This is a genomic window from Bacillus sp. ABA4_010 (assembly GCF_056159105.1).
In genome coordinates this window covers 1880480-1899520 of record NZ_JBSWUN010000003.1, presented here as the reverse complement: position 1 = coordinate 1899520, position 19041 = coordinate 1880480, and the positions used below count along the sequence as shown (strand labels likewise).

Here is a 19041-nt window from a genome sequence, read left to right as displayed (position 1 = left end):
TAGGCACAATGAATATGGTGGAAGTGTATCTCAAATCCTTCTTGTCATTCAAGTCATTTGCCGTCGCGTGAAAAATAGACTTTCTCATAACGTTTCCTTCTTTGGTCAAAACAAAACACAACCACCGTACGTTATAACGTTCATAAAGAAAACTCCCCGTGAATGCACAAGGAGTTTCAAAAGGTAGTTATTCGTTGTCAATCTCATCCGCAATCGCTTTAGCAAAATGTCCAAGTGTACCATGTGCATAGGAACGGACGACCCCAGGAACAAGTGACAGCAGCACTCGTTTTTCATAATCACCTGAGTGACCGGCTTGTCGCAGTGCCTTTTCAATTTCTTTTGCTGCTTTAATCGCATGAAAGGTAGCGATGCGGTTCACGCTTTCAACCGAAGCTTCACTGTCTATTATGACGCGGCCGATGGACGAAAACAGTTCCATAGCGGCCGTCTTTTCATCCGCTTCCGTGACAAAAAGTCCATGCCCGTTTTCTTTTAAATCATCCGCTTGCCCGACAAACTTCATACCGATCCATTCAATATGTGGGTACTGCTGCTTTAAATCGGATGTATAAGCGGCGGTGGCCATATTTACGAAAATCGTTTCATGAAACGACATATTGAGTGTCTCTATAAATGGTTCAATTTGTTTCGCTGGGAGCGCCAAAATGATACCACCAGCTTTAGGGAGTTCTTCCTTTTTCACAGCGTAATGAAGAGAGTACTGCGCTGCACATGCTTTTGCCTTCTTCATATTCGGGTGGAAAATGCCTGCTTGAATGCCCTCTTTTTCTAATTGTGTCAATAACGCGGTTCCTAGTTTTCCTATGCCGACAACGGTCCATTTACATATAGTCAACCTCATCTCTCCCTTTTTTATGAAAAAAGCCAGAACAGATTGCTTCTGCTCAGGCTCTTTCTTCTTCACTATTGTGTTGAGCGGTTCTCACTTCGACAGTGAGTGTCCCATTTTCTTTATCCATCTTTGTTTGCAGTAAAATCGGATATTCTTTATCATTCATAAACTTAAAGTCAGGTCCTCCCCATGCAACAGTTGCATCTCGACCTTCTGGCACGTAGCCAACTGCCTTCGAATGATGTGTAATGGCGGTGATGGTCACACCGGTTTGATCGATGGCGTTATACAACGTTGAGGATGTTTGACAAATTCCGCCGCCTATCCCCATTACGAGCTCCTTGTTAAGAATTTCTGGAGCTGGCTGGTAGCCCGTTTCTTCTGTTCTTGGTCCAACGACTTCATTGTAAGAAAAATAATCGCCAGGGCCAAGGATCACGTTGTTGATCGCTGCAGCAGATAATTCAATGTTGCGGTTTCTCCCTGTATCAGTTGTTCGGAAATTGGTTGTGTAAGAACCGATGACTTTTTCTTCAAGGCCGTTAATGTCTTCTTTTGTAACGTTCGGCTGCATTTCATAAATAGGAACTGTCACAGTTAATTCATTGTCAATTTCTAAATGTTTTAAATTCTCCACGAGCTCTTTTTCATTCAACACAATCCGCTTTGTTCCTTCAATTAAACGACCTTGTTCATCTAATTTTGCATTTCTCATCGGTGTGTCAATCTCATTCGCCATGCGCTTCGCTAATTTTTTAATTTCTTTCTCGTAAACTTCTGTTTCGCTATAATGAATAGGTTGATATTCTGCGAGAAGTTCCCCTGTTCTTGAATCTATTAATTTATAAATAAAATAATCTGGCTTAATTTCTCTTTCCTCAAATCCGGAGGCTTTCACTACATGTTCATTTATTTCTTCCACTTCAATTGCAGGTATTTCGTTTGCTTGTTCACTGCCGCATCCTGTCAGTCCTAAAACCAATCCTGCCGCTATTAACCAATTTTTCATTTGCGCTCCAACCTTTTTCCTGTTGTTTATTTAATTTTGTTTTGAGTGTACAAAGATTATATACAATTTCCTCTTCTTTTTTAAGCATTTTTCACTAGTTATTTCATCTTATTTTTTCTTTCAACCGGTTAGCCTATTTCCTCTGTGCACTTTATCATCTATATGTTGACCATGTTTTGTCTTATCACGGTAAAATTTTCGCATTTTCGATATATAATTACTCTTTTTGATTATAAATATTTCCCTGAATAAGGTAAATGTTTTTGACCAAAAATTTCCTCCTTATTCGCGATAATTTATTTTGCGCTTCTTTATAGTATTTAACGGAATGGGACTTCTTTAAGTTTCCAATTATAAGGTTTGACTTAATAAATACAAAAAAGCCTCTTTACATCCGAGGCTTTTTTGCTGCATTATTTTTTTCTTTTTGGGATTTGGCCAATCCCTAGTTCTCTCGATTCTTTATATAACGATTTGACAAGGCTGATGGTCATCAGTGCCATGATGATGGAAAACGGCAAAGCGGCCGCAATCATCGTGTTTTGGAGTGCTTGTAGCCCGCCAGAATATAATAAAACAAGCGCGATAGCCGACAGCATAATTCCCCATGTTAATTTGATTTTGTTTCCAGGTGTATGAGACCCGTTTGTCGTCATCATCCCAAGTACGTATGTTCCAGAATCGGCGGATGTAATGAAGAAAGTACCAATTAAAATAATGGCAATAATGGACAGAAACGATCCGAATGGATAGTAGGAAAATACGCCGAACAGTGATTCTTCCATTGCCAATTCAGAAATAGCAGCAACTCCTTCATGCTCTAATAAGATGGCAGATCCGCCGAATGTGGAGAACCATAAAAAGCCGATCACAGACGGCACAAGTAGAACGCTGAATACAAACTCCCGAATGCTTCGTCCTCTTGACACACGGGCGATGAAGATCCCAACAAACGGTGACCAAGCAATCCACCATGCCCAATAGAAAATGGTCCAACCATTGATCCATGAACGCGTCTCTTCATTTAAAGGAGCAATTCGGAAACTCATTTGCGGTAAATTTTGTAAATATGTACCAATTGTATTTGTGAACAAATTTAAAATAAATAAGGTCGGCCCAAGTATAAACATTAGTAAAAATAGAAGTGCGGCAAGACCCATGTTCGCGTTACTTAAAATTTTAATGCCTTTTCCTAATCCAGACCAAGCGGAAATCATGAAAAGGACCGTCACGATCGCAATGATAATAAACTGAATTAAAATGGTTGACGGGATACCAAATAAGTAGGATAATCCCCCGTTGATTTGAACGGCTCCAAATCCGAGTGTCGTCGCGACCCCAATGACAGTTGCGAGTACAGCGACAATATCAATTAATTGACCGATTGGTCCGGTCACCCTGTCACCAAAGATGGGTCTTAACGTCGCACTAATGAGGCCTGGCTGATCATGACGGAAATTGAAATAGGCGAGTACTAACGCGACAATTCCGTAAATGGCCCATGCGTGGACGCCCCAGTGGAAAAACGTAAAGCGAAGCGAATCTTTAATCGCCTGTGCCGTCCCCACTTCTCCTGTCGGGGAGCTGACCGCGTAATGACTAATTGGCTCGGCTGTTCCCCAAAACACGAGTCCAATCCCCATTCCGGCACTAAACAGCATCGCCAGCCAAGTAGGTCTTGAAAATTCTGGCTCATCATCCGGTTTTCCAAGCTTGATGCGGCCAATAGGACTGATGAGGAAATAGAGGCACACAATTAAAATGAGTGTGACAAGGATAAGATAGTACCAGCCAAATGCATTGGAAATGAAAACTTGAATATTGCTTGTCATACGTTCTAATGCATCTGGCATTAGGGCACCAATTGTAACAAGCAAGGCAAGCAGCACAACTGATACATAAAATACAGTATAACTCTTCTTCATACATAATCTCCCTTTCATGACAACGGCAGTGAAACTGTTGAAACAGTGTCTAGTATACCGATGCTCTCTTGACAATATTGTCTGACGGAACGGTTTGAAATATGTGAATAGATTTTGTTTCAATCACCTTCCTTTCTAAAGAACCCTCATAACTATTTAGTCACGTTAAAAATCATACCATAGTTGTTACCGGCATTAAAAATATTCCCAGCGAGACCGGTAGCAGCCGTCGCAAATTCCGTGAATGGCATTCCACGGCAGCGGTTTGCGGCACGACGAACACTTTCTTCCGTATTGTTTAATTTTTGTCGTTAACAATCGGTGAATTTCTTTTGATACTCTTCGCCGTTCACTGTCTACCCACGAGTAATCAAGCTGGAGCTGAAACGCTTTGGAAAAGGAATAATACAAGTCGAGCGCCTTAAAGTACGTTTCGAGTGATACAAGGTCATTTCCTCGCGGATATGGCTTTGATACAGCTGGTTCATGCTCTGACAACTCTTCCAAGTAGTGCAACCATTGGGAGACGAGCGCTTCATTTCGTTCAGGGAATGGAATATGAATCGCTTTATAAAGTTGCTCATGTGTTAACACATTTTCAAAACTTTTCGCATACACAAGCAAATCAAGCTGCGTGCTAATGTCCGTTTTTTCAAAATAAGCAACCTCGATTTCATAATCGCTCCAAGCTCGAAGCCGTTCTTCAAGCGTCCCGAACGGAAGCTGTAAAATCGTTTCTTCCATCGGAGCTAAATAAGCAGATGAAAGAGGTGTTTCCTCTTTTGTCAGCGCTGATTTGACGAGCGTTCGTTTTGTATAAGTGTTCACAAACCCTTCGTCATACATGCCTTTTCGTCCCGCCCGTCCGGCAATTTGTTTAATTTCCTGGACACGAAGCGGACGATGTTTTTCGCCATCAAATTTTGCCGCTTCTAAAAAGACGATCCGCTTAATCGGCAAATTCAGTCCCATTCCAATCGCATCTGTAGCAACGACGACATCGGTTTCTCCAGTTAAAAAACGTTCGACCTGTCTTCGTCTCGTCTCCGGCGGTAAATTGCCGTAAATAATGCTTGCTTTCATTTTTTTATCAGCGAGCGCCGCGGCTACTTGAAGCACCATTTTGCGAGAAAAGACGATGAATGCATCCCCTTTTTGTGCATCACGCGGAAAACGGAACACCTTATCCTCAAATTGGAGCGGCGTTTGCCGTTCATGTTGTTCAATCACATATTCATCTTCGCAATCGTCCAACAGGCGCTGAATGACGGGCAGTGCAATAGGCGAGCAGCATACGTGGATTTCCTTTGCCCGAATACCTAATAACGCTTTCGTCCACGCATTTCCTCTTTGGGCATCGCCAATCATTTGAGCTTCATCAATAACAACTGTATCGTAAATGCGGGAAAAGTCCGCTTTTTCAATTGTACATGCGGTATGGCGAATGCTCGGTCGGCTAATTTCCTCTTCCCCTGTCAGCAAATTACAGCGAACACCTTCCTCATTCAACCGTTCAAACACTTCAAGTGCCAATAATCGAAGTGGAGCAAGGTAAAGTCCATTTTCTGCCCGTTTCAACTGTTCAAGTGCATGAAACGTTTTTCCTGAATTCGTTGGGCCGACATGGAGGACGAAATACCGCTTTAGCCTTCTTGTTTCCGGAAATTCATCTTTTGGATGTGTGGGAAGAATGGTGCTTAATTCCCGATGAAACAGATGATTTAGCAGCTTCTTTCGTTTAATGGTAGACATAAGCCCTTCTGAGTAATAAAAGTTTTCGTCACCTTCCATAATTTCTTCCAACGTAAAAGTTGTTCGATAATGATGGTTGAATTCCTTCAACATCCCGATCGAGACGTGCTTCATTCGTTCCTTTATGCGCTCAGCCAGCTTATGTCCATCTTCGCGCCAGCTCTCTGTTTCAGGGTCTTGTGCCATTTTGGTAATGGTTCCTTTTAACTGCTGCAGTAAGGTACGAAGCGTCTGTTCCTGGTCTAAAGCCGTATGAAATTTGTCGGCCTCAAGTGAATTCAATAAATTGAACCGTTCTTCAATTCGCTGAATCTTTTTGTGCGGTTTTGCATTTGGATACATAACATCACTCCACCTTGTTCAATATGTTTGTCTACCTCTTATTTTCCGCTCTTTTTCAATAGGATACAATGAAAAATGTGCTTTATAAGGAAAATTTTTGATAGACGAACACTTTTCTGTCAGCTATAATCAATGAGTTTCCTTTCCCAAAATCAACAAAAGGCGCTATAATAAGCGTGTGTTCAGAAAAAATGGAGGAATTTTTGATGAATGATTTCACGAGAAATCTAATGGATTTTTTCAAAATAGACTGGGATTCAGTCCAAAATTATTTTGTATCGCTTTTTTTGACGGCTGCTTCTGCTTACATCATTTTTGTCGTTCTGCGCTTTTTGCTACACCAGCTTTTTAAGCGGACGCACCTTCTCGATGAGAAAAAAGAACAAACCATCGAGAGCGTCGTTAAAAATACAGCGAATTACGTCATATTTATCGTCATACTAGTAGCCGCCATCAAACCATTCGTCGGCGATTTAAAGGACTTGATTCTTGCCGGGGGTATTATTGCGGCAGTCATTGGATTTGGTGCACAAAAGCTCATTAACGATTTATTGAGCGGAATGTTTATGATTTTTGAACAAACGATCCAAAAAGGCGATTTCGTAAATATCAACGGAGAACCGGAAGCAGGAACCGTTGAGGAACTTGGCTTTCGGGTCGTGAAAATCCGACTAATCAATGGAAAGCTTGTGACGATCCCAAATGGAGAAATCCGAAAAATGGTCAATGGGTCCGTGGAAAAACGCCGCGTATTTGAAAGCATCGTTGTTTCCTTTAATGAAAATCCGCGCCGCGTAAAGGAGTTACTTGAAGAAGTATGTCAAGAACTGAATGAACTTCATAAAGACTATTTAAAAACCGATAAACTGACAGGCGAAATCATTGAACCTTATCAATTGTACGGCCTGCATTCCCTTGATGTCAGCCCAATCGGCTATAAGTTTTCCATTACGGCAACGGTAAACGATACAGATTATTTAGCAGCATCACAAGGGACGAAAGAATTGCTGGCACAAAAAATATACGACCATGGTCTATTAATGCCAGCCCAGCAAATCGTGCTTCAAAACGATAAACAAAAACAAGTCTTATAGAAAAACTGTCTGCTCGCAGACAACCTCAACAACATGGCTCGTTAAAAGCCCAATCAATGGTTTTCTTAACGAGCCATGTTGTGTGAGATAGGAAAAAATCTACAAAGATGTGATCACTTCGATTTTTCCACCTTAAAATGATAGATGAGAAGTATGAATAGGTAGCTCATTGCAGATAGCCATATATTCTAGCTTCCCCCCTTAATCGCTCCCCTTTTTCATTAAAAATTCTACTAATCTCACAATCTCCCCCTTATTATATACCATTATTTACCGCAAACTAAACCTCGCAATCGTTTTTCAAATAACAATCTCTCTCCATTCAAAGTTTTCATCATAGTTTTTCAAATCACTGATATACATATATATATATTCTATTTGATAACTCGACACAGCTTCATTGGATTCAAGAACATGTCCAATGGTTATTCAGACTACTCGAATTCTCTAGATTGATTTATATAGTAATAAGACTGTTTGGAAGGATGTGAGAGCGTGTTCCAAATAAGGGACTTCCCGGAGTTTTCCTGGTCTCATTCTCGCCATCGAACATGGATGGAATGTCCGCGAAAATATGCTTATATGTACTATGTTTCCCATAATGGCTGGCTACATAATGCTCCCGACTCCTCGAAGTATGCCTATCGACTTAAAAAGCTCGTAACACTTCCGATCTTGTTTGGACAAGTTGTTCATGATGTGATTGACCAAACGATCGATCAATATAGAAAATCAGGCCGCATTCCAGACGAGAAGGAACTGGAGCATCGTGTACGCGCCCGCCTTCGCACTGCTTTTCTTGATTCAAGAGACCGCGGGGAACAATGGTTTCGAAACCCTAATCGTTATACAATGCTGTTTGATATGTATTATGAAGGGCAACTATCTGAACAAGACATTCAAGACACTCATAATCGCCTTAACACTTGCCTGCAAAACTTCCTGCACAGCAAATCATTCCGTGACATGACATCAAGTTCAAAAATCTCAATAGCGGCATCTGAAGCTTTTCGCTCGATTGAGATGAATGGAATAAAAGTATATGCGGCCATCGATACTATTTATCAGCACTTGCAAGACGGCCGATGGGTCATTGTTGATTGGAAAACGGGAAAACACACCGCTGACGATATTAGTCAGCTCGCCGTTTATGCTTTGTACGCGATGAAAAAATGGGGAGTTCCACTTGCGAAAATCACTGTACGCAATGAATATTTACAGACAGGAAGCAGTCATACGTACGCTTTGACCGCCAATGATATTGCGGCAATGACTGAACAAATGAACGAAAGTGTACAAGCGATGAAGCAATACCAACAACATGAAACACTGAACAAACCGGTCCCTCTGGAGCAATTCGAACCCACTACACAAACTTTTCGATGTCAGCGCTGCAACTTCAAAGAAATATGTCTTGAGCGCATAGAAGATGATGCACTCTCATATAAATGTGCAACATAATAGTAAACAAAAAAAGCTTCTTTACGAACAAGAAGCTTTTTTATATTGGACTAGCAGCAACTATTATCCACGCCTAGCAGGACAAAGCCTGCCCCTTCAGGTCCTTCTTGATGATCGAGTGTTACTCCTTCTGTCATGGAGAGTACTTTTTCATCAATCGCAACACGAATTCCATTGATCGTTTGAACAACATCTTTTTCTTCTGGAGCATCTAGCGACAAGCCAATTTGTGGCCCGCAACACCCCGCTCCTTCAAAATAAAAGCGAACTCCATCTGCCCCGTTATGTTGAAATGCATTCTCTAACACTTGTTTCGCTGCTTCTGTAATTTTCATTGTTTTTCTCCCCTCGTTTTTTCACAGTTAACCGTTAAATGTAATCTTTCACTTTACCATAGCCAATCTTCTCTTCTGGCTGCCAAGGAATGATAGCACAGTAAGAAGTGAAGTCTTGCTGAACTTTTAAAATCCATGATTTCTCTGCATTAGCTCTTCCTTTTAATACAGGGTCAGACGTTTCAGTCGCGTAAAGACTTTGGTTAATCACCCACCATGTGGGCTTAATGCCGGCCCGCTTTAAATCTTCCTGTAAACGTCCAGCTTCCAATACTGGTGTCGCTTCAGCTAATGTGACAATTACAACACTCGTCTCTTGCGGGTTACGCAAGCGAGGAAGCAATGTCATCACATTCTCTGGCACTTCTCCCGTCGAACGCGCAAGCTCCTTTTGGTATGATTGAGCGGCATCTAATAAAAGTAATGTATGCCCAGTCGGGGCTGTATCAATAATGACCATTTCTTCATCTGATTTGGCGACAACATCTGCAAAAGCTCGGAACACCGCAATTTCCTCTGTACAAGGAGATTTCAAATCCTCTTCTAAATACGTAACGCTGTCTTCATCGAGCTCTTCTTCCGCTTTTGATAATACCTCTTTCGTATAAGCTTCCACTTCAGCCTTCGGATCAATTTTACTAATCGTTAGAAGCTCTTTTGTCTCATGATGTTGGAAGATAAAATCTAAATGAGCGGCAGGGTCTGTTGTTGTTAAATGAACACGGTGTCCTTTTTCCGCTAACCCAACTGCAATGGCGGCAGCTGTCGTTGTTTTGCCAACTCCCCCTTTCCCCATTGTCAAGATGACTTTTGGTTGTTTCTCGGAAAAGTCTTCAATGACCGCTTTAAACGAATGGATATCCTCTTTCGATAAATGAACCTCTTCTTGACTCTCACTAGCTGGCAGTGTGTATGTTTTGAACAAGTAACGAAGGGGATTTATGCCTGTTAAGGAATACGACACAAACGGCAATGAGTAGATGACCATTTGCTTTAATCCTTTTGGCATGGCTGCTAGTGCTTTTTGCTGTTTTTCATAAAAAGCGGTGGACACCACATCATTTTCTACATGCTGCTGCAGTAAACCATTGATAATTAAGCGCTGGTTTTGCATGCCAATCGCTTTTAATTCTGTCGCCGCTCGATTCGCTTCCTGTAAAGAAGAAAGGTCAGGGCGCGCAACAAGTAATAAAGTTGTTTGGTCAGAATTCGCTAAAGCGTTCATCGTTTTTGCATACAATCCTTTTTTCTCATTCAAGCCAGACAGAGGACCTAAACAAGAGGCGCCATGTGTACTTTCCTCTAAAAATCCCGTCCACGCTGTTGGCAGCTGAAGCAGTCGGAGTGTGTGCCCTGTTGGAGCGGTATCGAAGATAATATGGTCAAATTCACGCACTATCTCTTCGTTTGCTAGTAAGTTCGTAAACTCATCAAAGGCAGCAATTTCGACTGTACAAGCTCCTGACAACTGTTCTTCCATAGTCGCTACAACGGAGTCTGGAAGCTTTCCGCGATAAGGACCGACTACTTTTTCACGGTAGGCTCTTGCTGCTTCTTCTGGATCGAGGTTACATGCAAACAGATTGTGGACATTCGGAATGGAGGTTGGCTTCGTACCTAACTCAATTTCAAAGACGTCCTGTAAATTAGAAGCTGGATCTGTACTTACGATTAACACTTTTTTCCCTGCATCCGCCAATGCTACAGCTGTTGCACAAGCCGTTGATGTTTTTCCTACCCCGCCTTTTCCAGTGAAAAATAGAAAAGGGGTTTGGACTGTATGTTCAGGATGAAAAGGTTGAAACATCCCTTTTTCCTCCTTTATTTTAGGTTATTAATGTTTAATTTTAAGCGAACGCGCGGTTTCTCAGCTTTCAGCTCTTCTACACTTACCCCAAACCACGTTGCAAGCTCTTCGTTCGTCGGATAAGTACCGACTTTTACTACTTCTCCATCTTTTAAAACAACAGGAAGTGCATCCGGTCCTTGCTCATGAAGGACTTTGTTCACCTGTGCATTGTCGGCAAACTGATCTGGTTCGTTTGCTAAATTGTAGCGGGTAATATCAAACCCTTTCTTTTCTAACGAGAAAACGGCTGATGCTACTCTTGTTAATTCAGGGTCTACACTCGGTCCACAAACACCTGTAGGACAGCACATCGCTGGGTCAAATAATTGAACTTTTGTCATTTTTTCCTCTCCTAACCATCAGATATAACTATATATTTATAGTTTCTAAAAAGCCGAGGGGTGATTCCCTTCTCGGCTTCTGTCGTTTTAATGATTATTCACCTGTTTTTGCGAAACGCTCAATACGTTCCCCGATTTCATCACGTACACGTTGGAAAAATGCCCATTTCTCTTCTTCTGTGCCTTCTGCTTTAGCCGGGTCATCAAAACCCCAATGAACACGTTTCACGTGAGGCGGTGTTACTGGGCAATGATCCGCTGCATGGCCGCATAATGTCACAACTAAATCTGCTCGATTTAAAATGTCTGAATCGATAACATCCGATGTTTGGTTGGAAATATCAATGCCTGCTTCTTTCATCGCTTTTACGGCATTCGGATTTAATCCGTGTGCTTCAAGGCCAGCACTGCGAACATCCCATTCATCACCTAAATGATGTTTCGCCCATCCTTCTGCCATTTGGCTGCGGCAAGAGTTTCCTGTACATAAGAAGTAGATAGTTTTTTTCTCCATGTTAGCTGTCTCCTTTAGAAAAAAGTTCGATATGTCCTAGTGGAAAATGAAAATTAATCACACGTAATACGCAATCCTTGTTTTTCCAGTTCTTTTAAATGTTCTTCTTGACTTGGAAGATAATCTAGAAGGCTTTGTACAAAATCATGATAATCACTTTCTCTATTCATGGAATAATGAATCCATTGACCTCTACGGGTTTCTTTCACTAATCCCGCATCTTTTAGCTTACGTAAGTGTTGACTAATTGCAGGCTGACTTGTTTTGAAAATACTAACAAATTCACATACACAATATTCATTGTCTTGAAGCATTTTCATCATCGTTAGCCGCGTTTTGTCACCGAGTAGCTTTAAGATGCTCGCCACTTTTTCTAGTTCAATCACTGATGTTATCTTCACCTTTAGTCCACCTCCTAGTCAAGAATTATTATATAATAATTCACTTATATAAGCAAAAGATTTAGTTTTTCGCTTTCATTAGTATCTACGAAATCTATCCACATATTGATGAAACCATTCCGGCTTCTTCCCTTTTCTTAATCCAATGATGGAAAAAAGAAGAATGAGTACAAGAAATATGCCAATGGGAACGAGCTGTAAAATATTTAACATACGCGTCAACTCCTTATTGTTGCGGACATAATTGTTGAGGCGGATTGCACCAGATTTTTGTTTTTAATTTAAAGCAAGGAATGTTCAATATTGTAGTTAATTCCTCCATGTAAGACTCCGTTGGCTAGACCGTGCTTTCTTCTGTTTGCTTCATAAACGAGACTGTTGTTTGCTAGTTGTTCAATCGAAAGACCTGCTTTTACTCGATATTCTTGAATAAATCCTCCATAGTCCTTGCATGGTGTGTATAACATATTGTTTCCTCCTTTTTTATATTAGCATATAACACAATACTTATATAATACTTTGCTTATATTTGATTTGTGTTAATGAATTATTAATTTTTTGTAAATTACCACGACAATAAACGCGATTACAGACAAAAAAACCGAACTCCTCTTCAGAGCTCGGTTTTTTTGATTATTTACTCATTACTTAACCCATTTCACAACGTCGTTCATGTTTTGACGAGATTTCGGGCGTGGCTCGTTGATACGGTAGCCAAATCCAGCTAACACCGCTACTTTAAAGTTTCCGCCTTCTAGTACGCCTGCTTCTTCAAGAATAGCATGAACTTTTTCTTGATCGAATCCTTCGATTGGGCAAGAGTCAATGCCGATTTGAGCCGCTGCAGTCAGCATGTTTCCAAGTGCGATATACACTTGTTTGCTTGCCCAGTCAAACATTGCGCGTTTGCTTTCTAAAAGATTGAAATCAGATTCTTGGAATGTTTTGTAGAAGCCGCTGATCATTCCTTGAACTTCTTCTGGAAGCTGATGAACATTTTGCATCATATGTTGGATGTAATCTGAGCTGTAAATCATATCATCCGCTGTACGAGCAAGCATTACAACAAAATGACTCGCTGTATCTAATTGTTTTTGCGCTCCCCATGCAACTGGTTTAAGCTGTTCGCGCAATTCTGGGTTTTGAACAACCACAAAACGCCAAGGCTCGAAACCAAATGAACTTGGAGATAAACGTCCAGTTTCAAGGATAAATTCGAAATCTGCGTCTGAAATCTTTTTGTTTGGATCAAATTCTTTTGTTGCATGTCTAAAGCGGTAAGCATCTAAAATTTCTTGTTTTTTTGTTTCTGCATTCATGTATCATTCTCCTCCATTATCGCACACAACTATCGTTGGCATGACCATGATGCAATGGGAAAAATCACATCATTTGTAGTTGTGGTTTATGTTTTATAAGTAGTAGTAGTTATTGTTCACACGATTTATTATAAAAGTAATTTCAGAAATGAAAAGTACGCACATTTTTGTGTGATAGTATCATTTTTTATACTAATGGAGGAGGGAGAATATAGATTGTCGAGCTTTTAATAACGAATTTACTTCTAAAGCGAGGGCATAAGAGGCATCTCCATGAGATAAGTTCTCTCCTTAGTTTCTTTGTTCTCATTGATTTGAACTACGAGCCATTACAGATTTTCCGAACGAGAAAGCCCATTAAGGTTCGATAGCCTAAACTCACGCTATCGGTAAAACTATATGTGTCGTCACGCAAAAGACGTTAAAACATATACGAACCAACATCTGTACGGTATGGTAACAGTACCGTAGCCCACGAACCTATATGGTCTGTCGTGGGAGTGTCAAGATAACCCCCTCGGCCATAACATTATCATTACACCGATTAAACAAATTAATCCTCCAATCCAATCGTGGAGATCGGGGGTTTTTTGATCCACCCACCAGCCCCAAAATAAGCTCATGACAATAAATACGCCACCATACGCAGCATATACACGACCAAAGTTAGGGAATACTTGCCACGTCGCGATTACACCATATAAAAATAAAAGGATTCCCCCTATCAAACCTAGCCATCCTGACTTTTCTTCACGTAACCATTGCCAAATCAAATATCCCCCGCCAATTTCACCTAATCCAGCGAGAATAAATACGACGATTGCTTTTAACATTGACTAACACTCCATCTGTAACTCATTCACTATCATACTGATGTGGAATGAACTAATTTAATATTTCTCTAGCATTAAAAAGGGCACAGATTACCCCTCTTTTTCTTCTAATTCTTTTATCCTTTTTTCTAGCCTCTTAATTCTTGTTGCACAATCCACATAAGCTCCTACGGCAATCGACATGGCTAACCAAGAAAATAACGAGTCCATCAGTCCCCCTCCTTCTTTGAATGACTTGTTTCCAGTTACCACTAGTCTATCGTGAGGTGACAGCTTTCTAATCAACAAAAAAAACGCTCTTTTGATGGCTGTCAAAAGAACGCTTTTAAGTGAAAAGATTCGTATAGAATTATTGGTCAAATCGTTTTAATGATAACGGAGCGGCCAATAGTTTTTCCGCATTTCCAATAAACTCAACGAAGTGCGGCGCTTGACTATGAATATCAATTGCTTCTTGGTCTTCCCATTCTTCTAGCATCACAAAGTGATTAGAGTTTTCCGCTTCTTCAAATAAAGCATAACTGATGTTTCCCTTTTCAGCGCGAGAACCTTGGATAAGCGGTTGAACTTTTTCTAAAAATTCATCTCGAAATTCAGGTTTCACTTGCATATAAGCTTGTAACGCAATCATGTACGACGCCTCCATTGCAATTATTTAAAATTGGCCATATCTGGTTGATATTACAATATCACTGTAGATAGGATGAAGACAATTTTTCTGCTTCATGCTTTGTCTGTTTGCACTTTGTCATGAATGACTTCTAAGAAATGTTTTAAAATGCGGGCCGTTAAGCCCCAAATCACTTTATCTTCAAAGAAATAAAAATACTCGTCCGCTGTTCGTGTTTGCCAGTTATAGTTCGTCCCTCCGGCAATCAAATGGAATGGGAAATTTTGTTCCGGCTCGATTTTAAAATCGATTGTATATCGTTCTGGCTCTGTTTTCTCGAAAAAAGAAAGAGGAACGGTGAACACCTCAGCCACTTCATCTGGATTAGGGCGGATGGTGTCTGCTTTAGAGATGACACCAACATACGGATGGATGATGGTTCCAAATGGAGAAATCATATAATCGAGCGGAGCCACGTCGAGTACGTCCTTTTCCTCAATCCCAAGCTCTTCTGACGTTTCGCGGATAGCGGTATGCTGTTCGTTCCGATCTGTTTCATCCACTTTTCCTCCTGGAAAACAGATTTCTCCAGGCTGTCTTCTCATATCGAACGAACGCACTTCAAATAAAATGTGAATCTCTCCATCTTTTTCGATTAGCGGCAGCAATACCGCAAATTTCGAGAATGTTTCCCCTCCTAAAATGCCGGGGGTACGGTTACTGAGCGTAGCTGTTAGTTTTTCTATATTCATTTCATCTCCCCCTCATAATCGTTTGCTTATTTTCCTGCTTTTAGCAATGACAGTTCTTATATCATTGTACACGATTTTTCAATTGGCTATGATACAAGCTGGAATAAGTTCCTTGTTTTTGCAGTAGTTGTGCATGTGTTCCATTTTCAATAATACGCCCCTTGTCCACCACGATGATTTGATCGGCTTGTTGGATTGTATTAAGACGATGGGCAATGACAAAGCTTGTACGGTTTTTCATTAACTGTTGCAACGCCTCTTGTATATGGAGCTCGGTAATGGTATCAATGCTGCTTGTCGCTTCATCTAAAATCAAGATGGACGGATTGGCTAGCAACGCTTTGGCAATGGATAGAAGCTGCTTTTGACCTTGACTAATGCCGCTCCCATCTTGTTGTAATAATGTATCATATTGTTTAGGAAGCTTCGCAATAAATGAATGTGCATTCGCAAGCTGTGCCGCTTCTTCTACTTCTTCATCAGTTGCATCTAATCTTCCATAACGGATATTTTCACGAATGGTTCCTTCAAATAGAAAAGGGTCTTGCAAGACAAATCCCATATGGCTGCGTAGATGCTTCCGTTTGATATTGCGGATATCGTGACCATCAATAAAAATGCTCCCGCCGTCTAGTTCATAAAAACGAGCAAGCAATTGGATAATGGTCGTTTTTCCAGCTCCTGTTTCTCCAACAAATGCGACGCTTTCACCGGGCTGAACGTGAAAACTAATATCCGTAAGCGTTTTTTGGTCTTGTTCATAAGAAAACGACACATGGCGAAATTCTACCTCTCCTTTTAGAGAAGGAAGAAAGGCCGCTTCCCCACCTTTTTCTTCTACTTGTTCGTCTAATAGTTCAAATACCCTTTCTGCTCCCGCAACAGCCGAAAGCAATGTATTGAATTGATTGGCCAAATCATTAAGTGGACGGGTAAATTGTCTCGAATACTCCGTAAAGACTACAATTGTCCCGATGGAAATCATCCCTTTCAATGCCAACACCCCTCCAGCTCCGGCAATAATGGCAAAACTTGCATTGTTGAGTACATTCATCAGCTTTGGGATAAAGCCCGCATATGTTTGTGCCCAATATCCGGATTGCTTCAACTGTTGGTTCCTCGTCAGAAAATCAGCGATTACTCTATCTTCCTGTGAAAATGTTTTGACGATTCGCTGGCCGGAAATCGTTTCTTCAATAAAGCCGTTCAAATCTCCAAGATTCCGCTGCTGTTGTTTATACAACACCCCTGTCCGTTTCGTAATCCATTTCATGCCGGCAAACATGGCCGGAATAATGGAAAGCGCCAAAAGTGTCAGAATGGGACTTAACCAAAACATAAGTACAACCGTTCCAATGAGCGTAAGTACACTTGAAACGATTTGGGTGACAGAGCTGTTTAATGTGGAGCTGACATTCTCAATGTCGTTCGTGACTCTACTCATCAATTCCCCGTGCTGGCGCCGCTCAAAAAAAGAAAGCGGCAGCCGGTGTAAATGGCGAAATAAATCGATTCGCATGGCATAGACCGTTTTTTGAGAAATTGTGACCATGCCGAAATTTTGAATAAGGAGGGAGATGACATACATGAAATAAGTGAAAGCCAACCCGGTCAACAGCGTAAGTAAACCCGTTTCATCTTTTGTCACGATATAGTCATCAATCGCTTTTCCGACTAAAAACGGGCCGAGCAGCGCTAAAACAGAACTAACCGCAACCATTAAAAAGATGAAGGCTAAGAGCCAGCGCTGCTGTGACAAATAACGGCTCAACCGTTTTATCGTTTTTAGAGAATCCTTCGCCCTTTGAGGTGTTCCTTTTTCTGGCGAGGATTCAGGCCGGGCTAAGTTTGGACGCGTATAGCGGAAAGGCTCTCTCATTTGTTTAAGCATGATGAGATTCCTCCTTTCCGAGCTGAGAGTCGAAAATGGTTTTGTAAAGCGTAGAATGCCTTAATAGCTCTTCATGACTTCCTTGAGCAAGGAGCTCGCCATCTTCCAGAAGCAGAATATGGTCTGCTGCCATAGCTGTACTGATTTTTTGAGTAATAATCATACTTGTACAAGGGTAAGAATCGATGGCTCGGAGTAAATTTGCCTCCGTTTTCATATCCAATGCACTTGTACTATCATCCATCAGCAAAATTTTCGGATTGCGGATAAGTGCCCTTGCAATGGACAACCGCTGTTTTTGACCACCAGAAAGATTGACGCCTTTTTGCCCAAGCCTTGTTTTATATTGCTTTGGCAAGCCTAAAATCGTTTCATGAATTTGGGCTGCTTTTGCGGCTTTCTCGATTTCTTCCATGGATGCATCTTCTTTTCCCCATCTGAGGTTGTCTTCAATCGTCCCCGAAAACAAAAAAGATTCTTGCGGCACAAAGCCAATCATTTTTCGAAGTGTTTGGAGCTTGATTGTATGGACGGGGTATCCATCAATAACCACCATCCCCTCTGTTGCATCATAGAGCCGGGGAATGAGCTGAAATAACGACGATTTTCCTGATCCGGTAGCACCTAACAGAGCGGTTGTCGTCCCAGCAGGAACCGTAAACGAAAGATTCTGCAAAACGGGGACTGTACTGCCTGGATAAGAAAATGACACCCGATCAAATTCAATCATGCCAGGCATATCCTCTGTTGACGAATGAGTGGACTCTTCCTCACGCATGCCTTCTCGGGTTTCTAATACTTCTACTATACGGGAAGAAGACGCTCTTGCACGTGAAAACGCCATGATGAGGAAGGAAAGAATGGAAAAAGCAGACGTAATGCGAAAAGCATAATTGACAATGGCGACAACTTCCCCCACTTGTCCGTTTCCATCGTGAATCTCTTTGCTGCCAAACCAGAGAATAGCGAGAATACTTACATTTAGAATGAAAAGCAGGACGGGCATTGTAATTTCCATTACTCTCAAAGCAGCCATGCTCTTGTTCCTTAAGTGCTCGCTCGCTTTTGTGAACCGTTTCACTTCATGGTCGCTCCGAAAAAACGCCTGAATGACTCGCATCCCCGTTAAGTTTTCCCGCATGACCCCATTGACGCGATCTACAGCTTGCTGAACTTGTTGAAATAACAACCTGCTTCGTTTCAGCGCCCATATAAGCAAGAGAAAAATGACAGGAATGGTCACAACAAGGGCGAGGGCGAGCTTGGCATGAATAATTAATGCCATCACCATGCCCCCTATTATAAGGAGCGGGGCTCGAAGCATAATTCTTAGTCCCATGAAAACGGTCTGCTGAACTTGCGTAACATCGTTGGTCATTCTCGTAATTAGTGATGCTGTTGAAAAATTGTTGAAAGTCGAAAAAGAGAAGGCTTGAATTTTTTTAAATAATGTTTGCCTTACGTCATATCCAAAACTTTGGCTGACATGAGCCGCATAAAAAGAATTAACCACTCCAACGACCAATGCAAGCAAGGAGAGTGCCATCATTATGCCTCCCCATTTCAACACGACATCCAAATCTCCATTCATGATCCCTTCGTCGATGATTTTGGCCATAAGTAACGGCTGAAGCAGTTCTACGGTCAATTCAATCATCATTAAAGAGAGCGCGAGGGCGACCGAAAATCGATAAGGCTTAAGAAAACCCATCATTTTGACCATACACACCCCTCCTAAACAGCGGTTGGGCCTTTGT

The 19041-nt window shown here is 41.4% G+C and carries 19 protein-coding genes; 2 read left to right on the top strand and 17 right to left on the bottom strand.

What is annotated here, in order from left to right:
• Positions 1 to 187: 187 nt before the first annotated feature.
• The 4 genes from ACXAEO_RS10695 to ACXAEO_RS10680 all read right to left on the bottom strand — a co-directional run bounded on the left by ACXAEO_RS10695 (position 188) and on the right by ACXAEO_RS10680 (position 5884).
• Positions 188 to 859: an NAD(P)-binding domain-containing protein gene (locus tag ACXAEO_RS10695; protein WP_474880686.1), complete on the bottom strand. Its 672-nt coding sequence runs from the start codon at positions 857 to 859 to the stop codon at positions 188 to 190.
• Positions 860 to 908: 49 nt separating this feature from the next.
• Positions 909 to 1865: a VanW family protein gene (locus tag ACXAEO_RS10690; protein ID WP_474880684.1), complete on the bottom strand. Its 957-nt coding sequence runs from the start codon at positions 1863 to 1865 to the stop codon at positions 909 to 911.
• Between the two features lie 413 nt (positions 1866 to 2278).
• Positions 2279 to 3790 carry a glycine betaine uptake BCCT transporter gene (locus ACXAEO_RS10685; protein ID WP_474880683.1) on the bottom strand — a complete coding sequence of 504 codons (1512 nt, stop codon included), beginning with the start codon at positions 3788 to 3790 and terminating at the stop codon, positions 2279 to 2281.
• A gap of 195 nt (positions 3791 to 3985) precedes the next feature.
• The gene (locus tag ACXAEO_RS10680; RefSeq protein ID WP_474880680.1) at positions 3986 to 5884 is read right to left on the bottom strand and encodes a helicase-related protein; all 1899 of its coding nucleotides are present in this window, start codon (positions 5882 to 5884) and stop codon (positions 3986 to 3988) included.
• A gap of 206 nt (positions 5885 to 6090) precedes the next feature.
• Between ACXAEO_RS10680 and ACXAEO_RS10675 the strand changes: the two genes are divergently transcribed.
• Together ACXAEO_RS10675 and ACXAEO_RS10670 are read left to right on the top strand one after the other, a co-directional pair.
• Positions 6091 to 6978 (top strand): mechanosensitive ion channel family protein, encoded by an 888-nt coding sequence (locus ACXAEO_RS10675; RefSeq protein WP_474880678.1) that lies wholly within the window; start codon positions 6091 to 6093, stop codon positions 6976 to 6978.
• 495 nt (positions 6979 to 7473) lie between these two features.
• On the top strand, positions 7474 to 8439 hold the full coding sequence (locus tag ACXAEO_RS10670; RefSeq protein WP_474880675.1) for a RecB family exonuclease: 966 nt from the start codon (positions 7474 to 7476) through the stop codon (positions 8437 to 8439).
• Positions 8440 to 8489: 50 nt separating this feature from the next.
• Here the strand turns inward: ACXAEO_RS10670 and ACXAEO_RS10665 are convergent, their stop codons facing one another.
• The 13 genes from ACXAEO_RS10665 to ACXAEO_RS10605 all read right to left on the bottom strand — a co-directional run bounded on the left by ACXAEO_RS10665 (position 8490) and on the right by ACXAEO_RS10605 (position 19007).
• Entirely contained in the window at positions 8490 to 8774 is a 285-nt protein-coding gene (locus ACXAEO_RS10665) for a HesB/IscA family protein (protein WP_474880673.1), read from the bottom strand.
• A gap of 34 nt (positions 8775 to 8808) precedes the next feature.
• On the bottom strand, positions 8809 to 10581 hold the full coding sequence (gene arsA / locus ACXAEO_RS10660) for an arsenical pump-driving ATPase (protein ID WP_474880671.1): 1773 nt from the start codon (positions 10579 to 10581) through the stop codon (positions 8809 to 8811).
• A 14-nt stretch (positions 10582 to 10595) separates the two neighbouring features.
• Positions 10596 to 10964, bottom strand: a complete 369-nt coding sequence (arsD, locus tag ACXAEO_RS10655) for an arsenite efflux transporter metallochaperone ArsD (protein ID WP_474880669.1) — start codon at positions 10962 to 10964, stop codon at positions 10596 to 10598.
• A 94-nt stretch (positions 10965 to 11058) separates the two neighbouring features.
• Positions 11059 to 11478, bottom strand: a complete 420-nt coding sequence (gene arsC / locus ACXAEO_RS10650) for an arsenate reductase (thioredoxin) (RefSeq protein ID WP_474880667.1) — start codon at positions 11476 to 11478, stop codon at positions 11059 to 11061.
• A gap of 53 nt (positions 11479 to 11531) precedes the next feature.
• A complete protein-coding gene (locus ACXAEO_RS10645) occupies positions 11532 to 11879 on the bottom strand; it encodes an ArsR/SmtB family transcription factor (RefSeq protein ID WP_474880664.1) in 348 nt (115 codons plus the stop codon).
• A gap of 78 nt (positions 11880 to 11957) precedes the next feature.
• Positions 11958 to 12092, bottom strand: a complete 135-nt coding sequence (locus ACXAEO_RS10640) for a hypothetical protein (protein ID WP_474880662.1) — start codon at positions 12090 to 12092, stop codon at positions 11958 to 11960.
• A 68-nt stretch (positions 12093 to 12160) separates the two neighbouring features.
• Entirely contained in the window at positions 12161 to 12346 is a 186-nt protein-coding gene (locus ACXAEO_RS10635) for a hypothetical protein (RefSeq protein ID WP_474880661.1), read from the bottom strand.
• Positions 12347 to 12523: 177 nt separating this feature from the next.
• Positions 12524 to 13198 carry an NAD(P)H-dependent oxidoreductase gene (locus tag ACXAEO_RS10630; RefSeq protein WP_474880660.1) on the bottom strand — a complete coding sequence of 225 codons (675 nt, stop codon included), beginning with the start codon at positions 13196 to 13198 and terminating at the stop codon, positions 12524 to 12526.
• A gap of 503 nt (positions 13199 to 13701) precedes the next feature.
• Positions 13702 to 14031, bottom strand: coding sequence for a YnfA family protein (locus ACXAEO_RS10625; protein WP_474880659.1), 330 nt, complete (start codon positions 14029 to 14031; stop codon positions 13702 to 13704).
• A gap of 349 nt (positions 14032 to 14380) precedes the next feature.
• The gene (locus ACXAEO_RS10620) at positions 14381 to 14662 is read right to left on the bottom strand and encodes a putative quinol monooxygenase (RefSeq protein ID WP_474880658.1); all 282 of its coding nucleotides are present in this window, start codon (positions 14660 to 14662) and stop codon (positions 14381 to 14383) included.
• 92 nt (positions 14663 to 14754) lie between these two features.
• Positions 14755 to 15393 (bottom strand): NUDIX hydrolase, encoded by a 639-nt coding sequence (locus ACXAEO_RS10615; RefSeq protein WP_474880655.1) that lies wholly within the window; start codon positions 15391 to 15393, stop codon positions 14755 to 14757.
• 61 nt (positions 15394 to 15454) lie between these two features.
• Positions 15455 to 17284, bottom strand: coding sequence for an ABC transporter ATP-binding protein (locus ACXAEO_RS10610; protein ID WP_474880652.1), 1830 nt, complete (start codon positions 17282 to 17284; stop codon positions 15455 to 15457).
• Positions 17277 to 19007, bottom strand: a complete 1731-nt coding sequence (locus ACXAEO_RS10605; protein WP_474880650.1) for an ABC transporter ATP-binding protein — start codon at positions 19005 to 19007, stop codon at positions 17277 to 17279. The genes ACXAEO_RS10610 and ACXAEO_RS10605 overlap by 8 nt, the downstream gene beginning before the upstream one ends.
• Between the last annotated feature and the right edge of the window lie 34 nt (positions 19008 to 19041).

What these genes read in the sequence shown, in the direction of transcription:
- arsA (WP_474880671.1), bottom strand. Translation starts at nt 10,581, where the DNA reads ATGTTTCAACCTTTTCATCCTGAACATACAGTCCAAACCCCTTTTCTA.
- ACXAEO_RS10665 (WP_474880673.1), bottom strand. Translation starts at nt 8,774, where the DNA reads ATGAAAATTACAGAAGCAGCGAAACAAGTGTTAGAGAATGCATTTCAA.
- ACXAEO_RS10615 (WP_474880655.1), bottom strand. Translation starts at nt 15,393, where the DNA reads ATGAATATAGAAAAACTAACAGCTACGCTCAGTAACCGTACCCCCGGC.
- ACXAEO_RS10630 (WP_474880660.1), bottom strand. Translation starts at nt 13,198, where the DNA reads ATGAATGCAGAAACAAAAAAACAAGAAATTTTAGATGCTTACCGCTTT.
- arsD (WP_474880669.1), bottom strand. Translation starts at nt 10,964, where the DNA reads ATGACAAAAGTTCAATTATTTGACCCAGCGATGTGCTGTCCTACAGGT.
- ACXAEO_RS10605 (WP_474880650.1), bottom strand. Translation starts at nt 19,007, where the DNA reads ATGGTCAAAATGATGGGTTTTCTTAAGCCTTATCGATTTTCGGTCGCC.
- ACXAEO_RS10675 (WP_474880678.1), top strand. Translation starts at nt 6,091, where the DNA reads ATGAATGATTTCACGAGAAATCTAATGGATTTTTTCAAAATAGACTGG.
- ACXAEO_RS10625 (WP_474880659.1), bottom strand. Translation starts at nt 14,031, where the DNA reads ATGTTAAAAGCAATCGTCGTATTTATTCTCGCTGGATTAGGTGAAATT.
- ACXAEO_RS10620 (WP_474880658.1), bottom strand. Translation starts at nt 14,662, where the DNA reads ATGATTGCGTTACAAGCTTATATGCAAGTGAAACCTGAATTTCGAGAT.
- ACXAEO_RS10640 (WP_474880662.1), bottom strand. Translation starts at nt 12,092, where the DNA reads ATGTTAAATATTTTACAGCTCGTTCCCATTGGCATATTTCTTGTACTC.
- ACXAEO_RS10680 (WP_474880680.1), bottom strand. Translation starts at nt 5,884, where the DNA reads ATGTATCCAAATGCAAAACCGCACAAAAAGATTCAGCGAATTGAAGAA.
- ACXAEO_RS10690 (WP_474880684.1), bottom strand. Translation starts at nt 1,865, where the DNA reads ATGAAAAATTGGTTAATAGCGGCAGGATTGGTTTTAGGACTGACAGGA.
- ACXAEO_RS10610 (WP_474880652.1), bottom strand. Translation starts at nt 17,284, where the DNA reads ATGCTTAAACAAATGAGAGAGCCTTTCCGCTATACGCGTCCAAACTTA.
- arsC (WP_474880667.1), bottom strand. Translation starts at nt 11,478, where the DNA reads ATGGAGAAAAAAACTATCTACTTCTTATGTACAGGAAACTCTTGCCGC.
- ACXAEO_RS10635 (WP_474880661.1), bottom strand. Translation starts at nt 12,346, where the DNA reads ATGTTATACACACCATGCAAGGACTATGGAGGATTTATTCAAGAATAT.
- ACXAEO_RS10685 (WP_474880683.1), bottom strand. Translation starts at nt 3,790, where the DNA reads ATGAAGAAGAGTTATACTGTATTTTATGTATCAGTTGTGCTGCTTGCC.